We start from the raw sequence: 14,501 nt of genomic DNA, 5'->3' as shown, positions 1-14,501 counted from the left end.
CTCATGATCCTGCCAGCACCGCGATGTTGAGCTCGAGGACGTTGACCCGCGGCTCGCCGAGCACGCCCCAGGTGCGCCCGGAGGTGTGCTCGGCGACGAGGCGCCGGACGGCGTCCTCGGTGAGGCCGGTGGCCTCCGCCACCCGCGGCACCTGGAGGGCGGCGTACGCCTCAGAGATGTCGGGGTCGAGCCCGGAGCCGGAGGCGGTGACCGCGTCGGGGGGTACGTCGGCGGGGTCGACGCCCTCGCGCTCGGCGATCTCCGCCTGGCGCTCCTGGATGGCCGCGACCAGCTCCGGGCTCTCGGGTCCGAGGTTGGAGCCATAGCTGTTGAGCGGGTCGTAGCCCTCGCCGGCCGCAGAGGGCCGGTTGTAGAAGAGCCGGTCGTCATCGGCGGTCTGGCCGAGGAGCGTCGAGCCGACGGCATCGTCGGGGTCGGTGGTGTGAGCACCGGTCGCGGTGACCAACGACCCGTGCGACTGCCAGGGTGCGGCGACCGCCGCGACGCCGTACACGGCGAAGGGGTAGGCGACGCCGAGCAGCAGGGTCGCGGCGACGAGCACGCGCAGGCCGGCGAGGCTGTGGCGGAAGAGGGCGTAGAGGTCCTTCATATGTCCTTCTCGGTGGTTGAGGTGCGGGCGAAGCGAGCCTCGAAACTCACACTCCGGGGATCAGCGAGATGACGAGGTCGAGCAGCTTGATGCCGAGGAACGGCGCCACCAGGCCGCCGACGCCGTAGATCAGCAGGTTGCGGCGCAGCAGGTCGGCAGCCGAGGACGGCGTGTAGCGCACGCCGCGCAGCGACAGCGGGATCAGCGCCACGATGACGAGCGCGTTGAAGACGACGGCCGAGAGGATCGCCGACTCCGGTGACGACAGCCGCATCACGTTGAGCACGTCGAGCTGCGGGAAGGCGACGACGAACATCGCCGGCAGGATCGCGAAGTACTTCGCGACGTCGTTGGCGACCGAGAACGTCGTGAGCGCACCCCGGGTGATGAGCAGCTGCTTGCCGATCTCGACGACGTCGATGAGCTTCGTCGGGTCGGAGTCGAGGTCGACCATGTTGCCGGCCTCCTTGGCCGCGGTCGTGCCGGTGTTCATCGCGACGCCGACGTCGGCCTGCGCGAGCGCGGGCGCGTCGTTGGTGCCGTCGCCGCACATCGCGACCATCCGGCCGCCCTCCTGCTCCTGGCGGATCAGGGCGAGCTTGTCCTCCGGCGTCGCCTCGGCCAGGAAGTCGTCGACCCCGGCCTCCTCGGCGATCGCCTTGGCCGTGACGGCGTTGTCGCCGGTGATCATCACGGTGCGGATGCCCATCGCGCGCATCTCCTCGAAGCGCTCGCGCATCCCCTCCTTGACGACGTCCTTGAGGTGGATGACGCCCAGGAGACGACCGCGTTCCGCCACGACCAGCGGCGTGCCACCCGTCGAGCTGACCTGCTCGACCAGGCCGTCCAGCTGGGCGTTCGAGCCGCCGACCCACGCGGTCACGGCCGAGGCCGCGCCCTTGCGGATCTCGCGTCCCGGCAGGTCGATCCCGCTCATCCGGGTGTTGGCGCTGAACGGCACCAGCGCCGCCTCCGGTGGTTGAGGAAGGCGCTCTGCGCCTGTCTCGAAACCTCCGGAGACCAGGGCAACGATCGAGCGACCCTCGGGCGTCTCGTCGGCGAGCGAGGACAGCAGCGCCGCCTCGGCGAGCTCCTCGTCGCGTACGCCGTCCAGCGGCAGCAGCGCCGCTGCCTGCCGGTTTCCGTAGGTGATGGTGCCGGTCTTGTCGAGCAGCAGCACGTCGACGTCGCCGGCGGCCTCGACCGCGCGTCCCGACATCGCCAGCACGTTGCGGCGCACGAGCCGGTCCATGCCGGCGATCCCGATCGCGGACAGCAGCGCACCGATCGTGGTCGGGATCAGGCAGACCAGCAGTGCGGTCAGCACGACGACGGGCTGGTGGGCGTCGCTGTAGTCGGCCACGAAGTAGAGCGAGCCGACGACCACCACGAAGATCGCGGTCAGCGACCCGAGCAGCACGTTGAGGGCGATCTCGTTCGGCGTGCGCTGCCGCTCCGAGCCCTCGACGAGCGCGATCATCCGGTCCACGAAGGACTGGCCGGGATCGGAGGTGATCCGGACGACGATCCGGTCGGAGAGCACCACGGTGCCGCCGGTGACCGCCGACCGGTCGCCGCCCGACTCGCGGATCACCGGTGCGGACTCGCCCGTCACCGCCGACTCGTCGACCGACGCGACGCCCTCGATCACGTCGCCGTCGCCGGGGATCCGCTCCCCTGCCTCGACGACCACGACGTCACCGACGCGCAAGGAGGTCGAGCTGACGACGTCGTACCCACCATCGGTACGGCGTCGCCGTGCGGTCGTCTCCTGCTGGAGCGCACGCAGGCTCGCCGCCTGTGCCTTGCCGCGGCCCTCGGCCACGGACTCGGCGAGGTTGCCGAAGAGCACGGTGAGCCAGAGCCAGATCGTCACGCCGACGGCCATGGTGCTGGGATCGAGCACGGCCATCACGGTCGTGGCGGCGGCACCGATCTCCACGACCAGCATCACCGGGGTGGCGAGCAGCTCGCGCGGGTCGAGCTTGCGGAAGGCGCCGGGCAGGGCACCCATGAGGTCGACGTTCACGACAGGGACTCCACGATCGGACCGAGGACGAGGACCGGGACGTAGGTCAGACCGACCACGACCAGGGCGACGCCCGAGAGGAGGGCCACGAAGAGCGGCCGGTGGGTGGGCAGGGTGCCGGCGCCGGGCGGCAGCTGGCGCTGCGCCGAGAAGCGACCGGCGAGGGCCAGGACCAGCACGATCGGCACGAACCGGCCGAGCAGCATGCAGAGCCCCAGCAGCGTGTTCCAGAACGGCGTGCCCGAGGTCAGTCCGCCGAAGGCGCTGCCGTTGTTGTTGGACGCCGACGTGACGGCGTACAGCGCCTCGGAGAGGCCGTGCGGCCCGATCTCCTGGAGGCCGGCCAGCCCGGCGGGTGCGGTGATCGCGACGGCGATGCCGACGAGCACCAGCGCCGGGGTGGTGAGCACGTAGAGCGCGACGAGCACGATCTCGCGCTGGCCGATCTTCTTGCCGAGGTACTCCGGCGTGCGGCCCACCATCAGGCCGGCCAGGAAGACCGTGACGACGGCCAGCATCAGCATCCCGTAGAGGCCGGAGCCGACCCCGCCGGGTGCGACCTCGCCGAGCATCATGTTGAACATCGCGACGCCACCGCCGGGAGCCGTGAACGAGTCGTGCATCGCGTTCACCGCACCGGTCGAGGTGCCGGTCGTGGCGGCCCCGAAGAGCGCCGAGGCGGCCGTGCCGAAGCGGACCTCCTTGCCCTCCATCGCGCCGCCGGCGAGAGCAGGAGCGGTTCCCGGCCCGGCCATCTCCGCCCAGGTGAGCAGCGCGACGGAGACCCCGAGCAGCAGCGCCATCACGGCCAGCACCGCGCCGCCCTGGCGCCGGTCGCCGACGATCCGGCCGAACGCCCACGCCATCGAGAACGGCAGCACGAGCAGCAGGAAGATCTCGAAGAGGTTGGTGAACGGCGTCGGGTTCTCGAAGGGGTGCGCGGAGTTGGCGTTGTAGAAGCCGCCGCCGTTGGTGCCGAGCTCCTTGATCGCCTCCTGGCTCGCGACCGGTCCCCCGGTGATGTCCTGGGTCCCGCCGGTCAACGTGTGCACGGTCTGGGGCTCGAGGAGGTTCTGGACCACGCCGAGCAGCACCAGCAGCACCGCGGCCACCAGTGCGATCGGCAGCAGGACACGGACGACGGTGCGCACGAGGTCGGACCAGAAGTTGCCGACCCGGCCGTCGCGCAGGTTGCGGGCCAGGCCACGGGCGAAGGCCGCCGCGACGGCCATGCCGACGCCCGCCGAGACGAAGTTCTGCACCGTCAGGCCGGACATCTGGAAGAGGTGGCCGGTGGCCGCCTCGCCGGAGTACCACTGCCAGTTGGTGTTCGTCACGAACGAGACCGCCGTGTTCCAGGCGCCGTCGGCCGGGAGGCCGGCGAAGCCGAGCGAGAGCGGCAGCAGGTCCTGGAGCCGCCCGAAGGCGTAGAGCCCGAGGATGCCGACGAGCGAGAAGCCCAGCACCGACAGGGCGTAGGTCCTCCAGTGCTGGTCGGCGTCCGGGTCGAGGCGGAGCACGCGGTACGACGCGCGCTCGACGGCCAGGTGCCGCGGGGAGGTGTAGACGTGGGCGAGGTAGCGGCCCAGGAACGGGACCGTGACGGCCAGCGCGACGACCAGCACCGCGACCTGGCCGAGGGCCGGGGCGAGGCTGCTCATCTCGACAGCCGTCGGTCGAGGACGCCCACCAGGGCAGCGAGCAGCCCGAAGGCCACGAGAGTCAGGAGCACGTAGAGGAGATCGGACACGAGGACATTCCTAGGTCCGTGGGATGCCCGATCCCCCGTCCCTTGACGGTTCCTTGACGCCCCTGGTCGCGTTCTTGACGGAGCTCCTACGCCCTCACCGGCTCCGGAGCAGCACCGCCTCGTGGATCGCCACGATCGGCTCCACGAGCGCCCGCACCGCCGGCACGTCGCCGGACGTGGTCGCCCGGATCGCGCGCGTCGCCAGCTCGTCGGCGGCTCCGATCGCGCCGATCACCTCGAGGTCGGGCGGCTGGCTCACAGCGGGGTCCTCGGTGGCCGCCTCCTCCGCCAGCCGCGCGAGGGTGCGGGCGTGCTGCTCCAGCACCCGGTCGCGCTGGTCGAGCAGCAGCGGCCCGGCCGCCCGCAGCTCGACCATGAAGCTCACGGCGTACGCCGGGGCGCCCTCGAAGCCGTCCAGGTAGGCCTCGACGCCGGTCCGCAGCCGGGTCCGCCAGCCGACCTCGTTCCCGGACCGGCCGAGGTCAGCCACCCGGTCGTGGATCAGGTCGAGCAGCTGGCGGCTCGCCTCCAGGTGCGCCTGCGCGAACGCGTCCTGCTTGTCGTCGAAGTGGGTGTAGAACGCGGTCCGCGACACCCGGGCCCGACCGATCACGTGCTGCACGCTGGTGGCGGCGTAGCCGCGCGCGGCCACCTCCTCGGTGACGGCCTGGAGGATCCGGCCGCGCTGGGACGCGGCGACCTCCGTCTCCGGGAGGGCCGCACGACCGCGAGGGAGCCCGAGCCGCGCGGGCATCAGCGTCAGGACCGTGGACACGGAGCGATCCTAGTGCAAAAGTACGCGCATGGTTCCTAAGAACGTGGTCATCGGTCTGGTCGGGTCCGTCGTCCTGGGGGTGGTCTCCGGGCTGCTGCTCGGCTCGACGGCCGTCGGCTACTGGATCGCGCAGGTGGTCGCTGTCGCCGGCGGCTTCCTCGGCGGCGCCGAGCACACCGGCTGGCGTCCCGGCCTGGTCCGCGGGCTCGTGTCCGGCGCGGTCTACGGCGCGGCGATCCTGGTCGTGCGCGCGATGACCGGTTGGTCCGACGAGGTAGACCTGGGTTCGGCCCCGGGCCTCCTGGTCGTCATCACCACCGTCATCGGCCTGCTGCTCGGCGCCGCCGGCGGTGCGTTCCGTGCCCGCCGCAGCTGAAGCTCCAGGGAGAGGATCCGCATGAACCTGGCCGACGCCGTCTTCCAGCACGCCGCCGAGGACCCGACGCGGGTCGCCGTCAAGGCCGGCGACACCACCGTCACGTACGGCGAGCTGCGCGACCTCGTGGCGGCGTACGCCGCCCGCGTGGCCGATGCCGGGATCCGTCCGGGCGACCGGGTGCTGCTGATCGCGCCGACCGGCGTCGAGTTCGTCGCCGCCTACTACGGCCTGCACGCGGCCGGGGCCGTGCTGATCACGATGAACGTGATGGCCACCGCCCCCGAGATCGGCTACGTCCTCGACGACGCGGAGGCATCCCTGGTCGTCGCCTGGCACGGGAGCGCCGGCTCCGCGACGACCGCCGCCGAGGAGCGCGGCATCCCGCTGTGGACCGCCGGCCCGCTCGCGGAGTGGCCGACCGGTGATGGCGTCGACGCGCCCGTCGACCGGGCCGACGACGACACCGCGATCATCATCTACACGTCGGGCACCACCGGCCGACCCAAGGGCGCGGAGCTCTCGGTCGGCGGGGTCGCGGCGCTCGCCGACTCGGCCCGCCACCAGCTCAGCTTCGACCCCGCCGTCGACCGGGCCGGCACGGCACTCCCGCTCTTCCACGTCTACGGCCAGCTGATGGTCCTGCACATCTCGATGTCCTTCGGCACCCCGGTCTCGCTGCTGCACCCCTTCGACCCGGTCAAGCTGGTGGCGATGATCCGCGACGACCGGCTGACCTTCGTCGCCGGCGTCCCGGCGATGTGGATCGCCGTCCTGCACGGGGTCCCGGACGCGACCGCCGCCGACTTCGCCTCGCTGCGGATCGCGTCGTCGGGCGGCGCGTCCCTGCCCGCCGAGATCATGCGCGCCTTCGAGGAACGGTTCGGCACCGTCATCCGCGAGGGCTACGGACTGAGCGAGTCCTCGGGGTGGGCGACCTCCACACCACCCGACGTCGAGCCGCGCATCGGTGCTGTCGGGCGCGCCATCCACGGCCACCGGATCGAGATCCGCGACCCGCACGGCAACCCGGTGCCCACCGGCGAGGTCGGCGAGGTCTGGCTGCACGGACCGATCGTGATGAAGGGCTACTGGCGCCGCCCCGAGGCCACCGCCGAGACGATCCGCGACGGCTGGCTGCGCACGGGCGACCTCGGCACCCTCGACGAGGACGGCTACCTCCGGATCGTCGACCGGCTCAAGGAGCTGATCATCCGGGGCGGCTACAACGTCTACCCGAGCGAGGTCGAGGAGGTGCTCTACCAGCACCCCGACATCGTCGAGGCGGCCGTGGTCGGCGTCCCGGACCCGACGTACGGCGAGGAGGTCGCGGCCGCCGTGGTCCTGCGCGAGGGCGCCGAGCTCGACGCCGAGACGCTGCGCAGCTGGGCCAAGGAGCGGCTCAGCGCCTACAAGGTGCCGCACCTCGTGCAGGTGCTGCCGGCCCTGCCGAAGGGACCGTCCGGCAAGATCCTGAAGCGCGCCATCGACCGCGACGACTTCCGGGTGCCTGACACGCGCTGACGTCGGAGCCCGCAGGGCAGAATGCCCGCGTGGGCGACGTCGAGCACTACCTGGCCTTCGGCCTCGGTCTGCTCGCGATGACCGCGCTCACCGTGGGCCTCGGGAGATGGGCCGGCGTCGGCCTCGGACTGTTCCCGTTCTGGGCGATCCTGCGCGCCGTGGTCCAGCTCACCGTCGTGGCCCTGCTGCTGCGCGGCATCCTCTCCGTCCCGTGGACCGTGGTGCTGTTCCTGGCGCTGATGCTGACGACCGCCTCCTGGACCTCGGTGCGCCGGCTCGACGAGCTGTGGCGCGGGCGCCGGGCGGCCGTGGTCGGCGTGCTCGCCGGCTCGCTGATCACCCTCGTCGCGATCTTCGCGTTGCGGCTCGTCGACCTGGAGGTCCGCTACCTGGTCGCGGTCGCCGGCATCGTCATCGGCAACGCGATGAGCGCCGCGACGTTGTCGGGCCGCAACTTCCTGCGCGGGTCGACCGCGCGCGGCGACGAGATCGAGGCCTGGCTCTCGCTCGGCGCCAGTCCGGCCCGGGCCCACGAGGAGATCGGCCGCGAGGCGGTCCGCGAGTCGCTGCTCCCGACGCTCGACCAGACCAAGTCCACCGGCCTGGTGACCCTCCCCGGCGCGTTGGTCGGCGCTCTCTTCGGCGGCGCGAGCCCGGCCGAGGCCGCCCAGTTCCAGCTCGTCGTGCTCGCCGGCATCGCCCTCGCCATGACGGTGACGAGCATCGTCGTCACCCAGGTCGCCGGGCGGACGCCGTACGTCGCCGGACGGCGCGCCGGTCAGGTGTCGTAGCGGAGCCAGGTGATCGCGGCGAAGACCAGTGCGATGACGAAGATCAGGCCGATCGGTCCTCCGGACACACCTGTCAGAGCAGCAGGCCTGTGACGACCTCGCCGTTCTGCGGGTCGATCTCGTCGGTGTCGGCGCGGTACACCGCAGAGCCCATCGGATGCGGGACGCCGTCGTGGGTACTGCGAGGGCCATGACGACATCAGATGCGCAGTCGCACCCCGACGCCGACGACGGACAGGTCTCCGAGGTCTCCGGCCTGAAGGACCCCGACGAGCAGATCTCGCCCGAGGACTCGGTGGCCGGGGCGCCCGAAGGCGAGAGCGGTCACGTCGACGAGGGCCCGACCGGTCCGAACGCCGTGACCAACGACGAGCGGCAGGACCATCACCCGGACCAGGACGACGTCGAGACGACCGGCTGATCACTGCTCCGACGGGTCGCGGTCATCACGCCGACGGAGCCGACCCTCGAGGTGCCGCACCCGCTCCTCCAGAGCGATCACGTGAGCGATGCCGGCCAGGTTGAGCCCCTCGGCGAGGAGCTCGCGCACCCGGTGCAGACGGTCGATGTCGTCGGGGCTGTAGAGCCGCGATCCGCCGGAGGTGCGATCCGGCGCCACCAGGCCTCGACGCTCGTAGACGCGCAGGTTCTGGATCTGCATCGACACCATCTCGGCCGCGATCGAGATCGCGTACACACCCCGACTGCGGCTGCGATCGTCCTCTTGACTTCGAGTCACGGTTTGAATATATAAAACCTGTAACCGTCAGTACAGATCCAGGGGATTTTCCCTGGACGTGATGAACCAGGAGGACATGTGATGCTGCTCCGTACGACCGACCCGTTCCGTGACCTCGACCGCCTGGCTCAGCAGGTCCTCGGCACCACCAACCGCCCCGCCGTCATGGCGATGGACGCCTGGCGTGAGGGCGACCGCTTCGTCATCGAGTTCGACCTCCCCGGGGTGGCCCGGGACAGCATCGACCTCGACGTCGAACGCAACGTCCTGACCGTCCGCGCGGAGCGTGTGGCGCGCAACGGCGACTGGGAGGCGCTGGCCTCCGAGCGTCCGCGCGGCGTATTCAGCCGCCAGCTGGTGCTCGGCGACAACCTCGACCTCGACCGCATCGAGGCCGGGTACGCCGACGGCGTGCTGCGCCTGGTGGTGCCGGTCGCCGAGAAGGCGAAGCCGCGCAAGATCACGATCACGCACGACTCGTCGACCAACGCCTCGGAGCCCGCGGCGATCAACGCCTGACCCGTCGACGACGAGGCCCCGGGGACCACCGCCCTTACGCAGGAGAGCGGGCCCGGGGCCTCGCCACGTCATCAGGAGATGACGGCGTCGATCGCCTTCTTGAGCGCACTCGGCTGGGCGGGGCTGCGCGGCGCCTTCGCCCGCGCCGCGGCCATCTCGGTCCCGATCTCCTGGAGGACCGTGCGGCCGAGGGCGTCGCGCACCTGCGGGAACCACTCCGCCTCCTCCTCCTCGATGTGGTGCCGGACGTTCTCGATGAGGACCGTGGTCTTGGCGGTGAACCGCTCGTCCTCGGGCTTCATCCCCACCAGCTCCATGACCAAGACGTCTGCGACGTGGTGCTCCTCGTAGGACTCCAGCACGTCGTCCTCGAGCTCGGGGACGAGCTGACGGACGCGCGGGTACATGACCTCGTTCTCGATGTAGGTGTGCACCGTGAGCAGCTCGATGATCCTGTCGACCAGCTTCCCCTTGGTCTGGTGGGCGTTGTCGCTGGCGTTCTCGAAGTCGCGGAACGCGCGGAGGATGACCTTGTGGTCGTCCTTGAGCATGACGATGGCGTCAGTGGACATGCTGCTTCTCCTGGGTCGTGATGTCGGTGTCCGCGCGCGATCGTCGAGCGCGGAGGTAGGCGGGTTCACGGAGTCGGCGTACGGACGAGTACTGCCGCAGCCCCTCGATCTGGTGCATCAGCGGGTCGAACGAGATCTCGGGCTCGTCAGTGCGTCGCGACAGCAGGAGCACGCCGAAGTAGTGCCACTCCCCCGACGGCCGGGCCCACGCGAGCTCGTAGCGCTCGGGTCCGCCGTTCGCCGCGAGCAACAAGGCGCCGGAGTCGGTGTCGTACGGCAGCAGGGTGGTCAGGGGCCGGCTGTCTGGCGACCGGGCCAGCGTCAGCACGAACCGGGTGACGCGGCCGAGCCCCGTCGTGGCGAAGAGGAGATCCCGGTCACCACCGGCGAAGCGCACCCGGACCGCGAGCCCGTGGATGTCGGGCAGGCCGCGCGGCAGGCCGAGCGCGCGGGACCGGCGGACGACGGCATCGTCCTGGCCCGGGTCGTCCAACCACGCGACCCCGGTCGTCTCGTCGGAGCCGTGCCGGTAGACACGCCCGTCGAGGACCTCGCCGCGGGGGTGCAGCGGCTTGCGCGCGGACCGCAGCGCGACGACGCCCTGCGTGGCGGCCGCGAGGATCGCACCCCCGGCCGAGGCGGCCGCCGACTGCAGGCTCAAGCCAGCACCGTGCCGAAACGCTCCCAGACGCGGTGCGCGCCTAGCGCGGCGTGCAGCTCGGCGAAGACCGTCGTCGGGTCCTCGCCGGTCAGCACGCCGGGCGCGTCGGCCACGCCCGCGAGCTCGAGCGCGGCGACGCCGTCGCCCCACGCACCGATCGCCTTGGCATGGCGGAAGCACTCCTGGAGCAGCAGGACCACACGCGGGTCGAGTGCCGCCACGCCGTCCTCACCGGCTTTGCCGTCGCGGACGACGAGGGCGTCGGGCGCCGGGACGGGGCTGCCGGCGAGGACGACCGCGTCGAACTCGACCGACCGGGTGGCCGCGAAGGTGCGCTGGACCGTCGTTCCGTCGGGCAGCTTCCCCCCGTGCGGTGCGACGACGAGCGGGACCATGCCGGCGTCGGAGATCGCGGCCGCGACCTCGCCGATACCGCCGAGGTCGCCCTGCGGGTCGACCACGATCCCGATCACCCGGCCGTCGGTGGGCCACACGGCGCCGAGCTGCGACAGCGCCGGGCTCGGCTCGACGTCGAGCAGCGGCTCACTCGGGTCCGGCGCCGGCAGACCGAGGCCGGTCGCCACCTGCGCGCACAGGTCGGGGTCGATGTTGGCCAGGGCGAGGAGCTGGCGCTCCTTGACCGCCTGCTCGAAGCACTTGGCGAGCTCGAACGTGTAGGCCGCGACGATGTGCTCCTGCTCGACCGGGCTCATGCTCAGCCAGAACTGACGTGCCTGGCTGTAGTGGTCGTCGTACGACGCGGGGTTGGCGCGGACCTTGACGGCCTCGGCGACGCGCGCCGGCACGTCGACGAAGGCCCCGGCGCGGGCGCCACCGGCGAAGAACGGGCAGCCGCCGTCGAGCGAGTTCGGCTTGTACGGCGCGACTCCGCCGTGCACCGCCTGCTGGTGGAAGCCGTCGCGGAGCATGTCGTTGACCGGAGCATGTGGCCTGTTGATCGGGATCTGGCTGAAGTTGGGTCCGCCCAGCCGGGTCAGCTGCGTGTCGACGTACGAGAAGAGCCGCGCCTGCAGGAGCGGGTCGTTGGTGACGTCGATACCGGGTACCAGGTTGCCGACGTGGAACGCGACCTGCTCGGTCTCGGCGAAGTAGTTGGTCGGGTTGTGCGTCAGGGTGAGCAGGCCGATCGGCTGGACCGGGGCGAGCTCCTCCGGGACCAGCTTGGTCGGATCGAGCAGGTCGATGTCCCCGAACATCTCGTCGTCGGTGTCCGGGAAGACCTGCACGCCGAGCTCCCACTGCGGGTAGGCGCCGGACTCGATGGCGTCGGCGAGGTCGCGCCGGTGGAAGTCCGGGTCCGTGCCGGCGAGCAGCTGCGCCTCCTCCCAGGTCAGGGAGTGGACGCCCAGGACCGGCTTCCAGTGGAACTTCACGAGCGACGTCTCCCCTGCGGCGTTGACGCACCGGAAGGTGTGCACGCCGAAGCCCTCCATGGTGCGGTACGAACGCGGGATGCCCCGGTCGGACATGTTCCAGATCGTGTGGTGCTGAGCCTCGGTGTGCAGCGAGACGAAGTCCCAGAAGGTGTCGTGCGCGCTCTGCGCCTGCGGGATCTCCCGGTCCGGGTGCGGCTTGCCGGCGTGGATCACGTCGGGGAACTTGATGCCGTCCTGGATGAAGAAGACGGGGATGTTGTTGCCGACCAGGTCGAACGTGCCCTCGTCGGTGTAGAACTTCGTCGCGAAGCCACGGGTGTCACGCACGGTGTCGGCGGAACCCCGCGAGCCGAGCACGGTCGAGAACCGGACGAAGACGGGGGTCTCGGCGTCCTTCGCGAGGAACCCGGCGCGGGTGACGGAGCGGGCGTTCCCGTAGCCGATGAAGGTGCCGTGGGCACCCGCCCCGCGGGCGTGCACGACGCGCTCCGGGATCCGCTCGTGGTCGAAGTGCGTGATCTTCTCGCGCAGGTGGTGGTCCTGCAGCAGCGTCGGCCCACGCTCACCCGCCTTGAGGGAGTGGTCGCTGTCGCGCAGCCGCGCTCCCTGCGACGTCGTCAGGAACCGGCCCTGCTGGCCGACATCGGTCTGGCTCGCGTCGGTGGGGACGCTCGTCGGCGTCCGCGTCTCGGGACCGGCCTGGTCCGGCTTCGGCGGCGCCGGGTCGGCCGGCCTCGTCGGTTCAGCGACCTTGGGCGTGACCGACCCGGGAGTGCCGGGGATCGCCGGCCTCTCCACCTCGGCCAGCTTCTCAGCGACTCGAGCAGCGGCGTTCTCGACCGTGGCCTTGACCGCCCTCTTGACGGCCTTGGTGGGCGTGCTCTCAGGCATGTTGCCTCCTCGGTAGGGCTCGATGAGTCGCCCGTACCCTCGGCCGCTGTCCCGGACCCCACCCGGATGGGTGGCTCAGAGCGCCGTCATTGTCCGGCGGTCCGGTCGCGGAGGGCAGCGAGCAGGCCGTCGAAGCCGCCGGCCTCGGCGAAGGCCGTCCGCTGACGGGTCGCTCCGGTGCCCCGCGCACGGAGCTCCGCGAGGGATCGGCTCACCCGCGCGGTGTCACCCGTCTGCTCCAGCGGCTTCTCGAGCATGGCCACGAGCTCCTCCGCCACGTCCGCGGCGGCTGTCATCTCGCGCGAGACCGGCGAGACGAGGGTGTCGTCGAGCCCGAAGCGCGCTGCCTGCCAGGCAGCCGCCCGCAGCTCCTCGACCCGCCACCGCTCCTCGGCCCTGCCCGCCCGCCAGCGGTCGGCGTAGTGGGTCACCAGGGCGCGGGACAGGGCCGCGACCAGCATCGCGTCGTCGAGGTCCGTGCACACGTCCGTCGCCCGGAACTCGACCGTCGGGTAGCGATGGGACAACCGGACGTCGAGGTTGACGAGCCCGACGTCGAGCACCGTGCGCTGGGAGACCATGTCGCGCACCACGCCGTGGTAGGTCGCGGCGTCCCCGAACAGCTCGGCCGGCCCGCTGGACGGCCACATGTTCCACAGCCGGGAGCGCCAGCTGGCGTAGCCGGTCTCCCGCCCGAGCCAGTACGGCGAGTTGGCACCGAGGGCGACCAGGACCGGGATCCACGGGCGCACCCGGTCGATCACGGCGACGCCCTCCTCGTCGTCGGTCACCTCGACGTGGACGTGCAGGGCGCACATCAGCGACCGGCGCGCCACCTCCCCGTAGTGGTGCTCGATCTCGGCGTACCGCTCCCCCGGCGACAGCTCGTCGGCCGGGGCGGGCGTGTCGACACGCACCGGCGCCGCGGCTGCGACCGGGGCTACGCCGAGCGGCCGGCCGGCGTCCGCGAGACGAGCCCGCGCGTCGACCAGCTCGTCCCGGACGACATCCAGCGCCTCCTGCGGGCTGCTGGCCGCCTCGACCTGGGCGAGGAAGAACTCCGGCTTGAGGTGTGCTCCGGGCGCGGAGCCGCGTACGGGTTCGCAGGCGGCCAGTACCTCACGCGCCAGCGGTCGGAGCTCGCCGGTGGCGGCGTCGGTGAGCAGCAACTCCTCCTCGACGCCGACCCGACGGGTGGTCGGCGTCCGCATGCGCGCTCGGTACCCACTTCCCCGACGCGACACCGGTGCCGTGGTGCACCCTCAGGGGGGGTGTGGGCGCGCGCCGCGCCACCTACGTTGGAGGGACCAGCCGTCGAGGTCGCCAACACGGGTACCCGCGACGCTGGTGGAGCAGGTAGGGCACCGTGAGCATGGATGTCTCCGACTTCGTCACGGTGGTCCGCGTCGAGCCGCCCGCCGCGCTCCTCGTCGTGACCGGGGAGCTGGACGCGTTCACGACCTTCCAGGTCCACCGTCAGGCGAACGACGCCGTGGCGAACGGGTGCGCCGACCTCAGGATCGACCTCAGCGGGGTGACCTTCATCGACGCCTCCGGCATCGGGCTCCTGGTCCGGCTCCGCGTCACCGCCGCCCAGCACGGCGGACGCCTAGAGATCGTGGCGGCGAGCACCTGCGTGCTCCGCCTCTGCGCGCTGCTCGGGCTCTCCGGCGTGTTCGCCCTCCGACCCGAGTCTCCGCGCATCGGCGGCCGGACCACCACGAGGCAGGCCCTGCGACGGATCCGGCCGCGGTGGCGGAGTCCCGGCATCGCCTGAGCCTCCGATCGTCCCGGAGGGTGGTCATCTCGTTTCCCCGGCCGCCCGTGGGGTACTCCACCACCAACGACCGGTGTGGACGGAGCACTG

The 14,501-nt window shown here is 71.6% G+C and carries 15 protein-coding genes; 6 read left to right on the top strand and 9 right to left on the bottom strand.

From position 1 onward, the window contains the following. Position 1: 1 nt before the first annotated feature. The 4 genes from kdpC to ACFPYL_RS08405 form a co-directional block, all read right to left on the bottom strand. A complete protein-coding gene (kdpC, locus tag ACFPYL_RS08420) occupies positions 2–610 on the bottom strand; it encodes a K(+)-transporting ATPase subunit C (protein ID WP_379152871.1) in 609 nt (202 codons plus the stop codon). Between the two features lie 46 nt (positions 611–656). Continuing rightward, positions 657–2,624: a potassium-transporting ATPase subunit KdpB gene (gene kdpB / locus ACFPYL_RS08415; RefSeq protein WP_379155408.1), complete on the bottom strand. Its 1,968-nt coding sequence runs from the start codon at positions 2,622–2,624 to the stop codon at positions 657–659. Positions 2,625–2,635: 11 nt separating this feature from the next. Continuing rightward, complete coding sequence (kdpA, locus tag ACFPYL_RS08410; RefSeq protein ID WP_379152869.1) at positions 2,636–4,300, bottom strand: potassium-transporting ATPase subunit KdpA; 1,665 nt, start codon at positions 4,298–4,300, stop codon at positions 2,636–2,638. A gap of 183 nt (positions 4,301–4,483) precedes the next feature. Further along, on the bottom strand, positions 4,484–5,164 hold the full coding sequence (locus tag ACFPYL_RS08405; protein ID WP_379152867.1) for a TetR/AcrR family transcriptional regulator: 681 nt from the start codon (positions 5,162–5,164) through the stop codon (positions 4,484–4,486). Positions 5,165–5,192: 28 nt separating this feature from the next. On the opposite strand from ACFPYL_RS08405, the gene ACFPYL_RS08400 reads away from it, so the two are divergent. From ACFPYL_RS08400 to ACFPYL_RS08385, 4 genes are all read left to right on the top strand, one after another. Then, a complete protein-coding gene (locus ACFPYL_RS08400; protein ID WP_379152865.1) occupies positions 5,193–5,540 on the top strand; it encodes a hypothetical protein in 348 nt (115 codons plus the stop codon). 21 nt (positions 5,541–5,561) lie between these two features. Beyond that, positions 5,562–7,064 carry a class I adenylate-forming enzyme family protein gene (locus ACFPYL_RS08395; protein WP_379152863.1) on the top strand — a complete coding sequence of 501 codons (1,503 nt, stop codon included), beginning with the start codon at positions 5,562–5,564 and terminating at the stop codon, positions 7,062–7,064. A 29-nt stretch (positions 7,065–7,093) separates the two neighbouring features. After that, positions 7,094–7,855, top strand: a complete 762-nt coding sequence (locus tag ACFPYL_RS08390; protein ID WP_379152861.1) for an ABC transporter permease — start codon at positions 7,094–7,096, stop codon at positions 7,853–7,855. A gap of 190 nt (positions 7,856–8,045) precedes the next feature. Beyond that, positions 8,046–8,276, top strand: a complete 231-nt coding sequence (locus ACFPYL_RS08385; RefSeq protein ID WP_379152859.1) for a hypothetical protein — start codon at positions 8,046–8,048, stop codon at positions 8,274–8,276. On the opposite strand, the gene ACFPYL_RS08380 is transcribed toward ACFPYL_RS08385, so the two are convergent. Next, positions 8,277–8,594 carry a MerR family transcriptional regulator gene (locus ACFPYL_RS08380; protein ID WP_379152858.1) on the bottom strand — a complete coding sequence of 106 codons (318 nt, stop codon included), beginning with the start codon at positions 8,592–8,594 and terminating at the stop codon, positions 8,277–8,279. Positions 8,595–8,675: 81 nt separating this feature from the next. Here ACFPYL_RS08380 and ACFPYL_RS08375 point away from each other — a divergent pair, with 81 nt between their 5' ends. After that, complete coding sequence (locus ACFPYL_RS08375; protein ID WP_379152856.1) at positions 8,676–9,113, top strand: Hsp20/alpha crystallin family protein; 438 nt, start codon at positions 8,676–8,678, stop codon at positions 9,111–9,113. A gap of 71 nt (positions 9,114–9,184) precedes the next feature. Here the strand turns inward: ACFPYL_RS08375 and ACFPYL_RS08370 are convergent, their stop codons facing one another. The 4 genes from ACFPYL_RS08370 to ACFPYL_RS08355 all read right to left on the bottom strand — a co-directional run bounded on the left by ACFPYL_RS08370 (position 9,185) and on the right by ACFPYL_RS08355 (position 13,845). Next, positions 9,185–9,685 carry a hemerythrin domain-containing protein gene (locus ACFPYL_RS08370; protein ID WP_379152854.1) on the bottom strand — a complete coding sequence of 167 codons (501 nt, stop codon included), beginning with the start codon at positions 9,683–9,685 and terminating at the stop codon, positions 9,185–9,187. Then, entirely contained in the window at positions 9,675–10,346 is a 672-nt protein-coding gene (locus tag ACFPYL_RS08365) for a hypothetical protein (protein ID WP_379152852.1), read from the bottom strand. Before ACFPYL_RS08365 ends, ACFPYL_RS08370 begins: the two co-directional genes overlap by 11 nt. Continuing rightward, complete coding sequence (locus ACFPYL_RS08360; protein ID WP_379152851.1) at positions 10,343–12,634, bottom strand: catalase; 2,292 nt, start codon at positions 12,632–12,634, stop codon at positions 10,343–10,345. The genes ACFPYL_RS08365 and ACFPYL_RS08360 overlap by 4 nt, the downstream gene beginning before the upstream one ends. Positions 12,635–12,720: 86 nt before the next feature. Then, positions 12,721–13,845, bottom strand: coding sequence for a carboxylate-amine ligase (locus ACFPYL_RS08355; protein ID WP_379152849.1), 1,125 nt, complete (start codon positions 13,843–13,845; stop codon positions 12,721–12,723). 161 nt (positions 13,846–14,006) lie between these two features. On the opposite strand from ACFPYL_RS08355, the gene ACFPYL_RS08350 reads away from it, so the two are divergent. Next, on the top strand, positions 14,007–14,411 hold the full coding sequence (locus tag ACFPYL_RS08350; RefSeq protein WP_379155406.1) for an STAS domain-containing protein: 405 nt from the start codon (positions 14,007–14,009) through the stop codon (positions 14,409–14,411). Positions 14,412–14,501: the final 90 nt, after the last annotated feature.

Source organism: Nocardioides hankookensis (assembly GCF_042658885.1).
GTDB lineage: Bacteria > Actinomycetota > Actinomycetes > Propionibacteriales > Nocardioidaceae > Nocardioides > Nocardioides hankookensis.
Note: the sequence above shows the minus strand (reverse complement) of the source record. Positions and strands in the feature narration are given on the sequence as shown.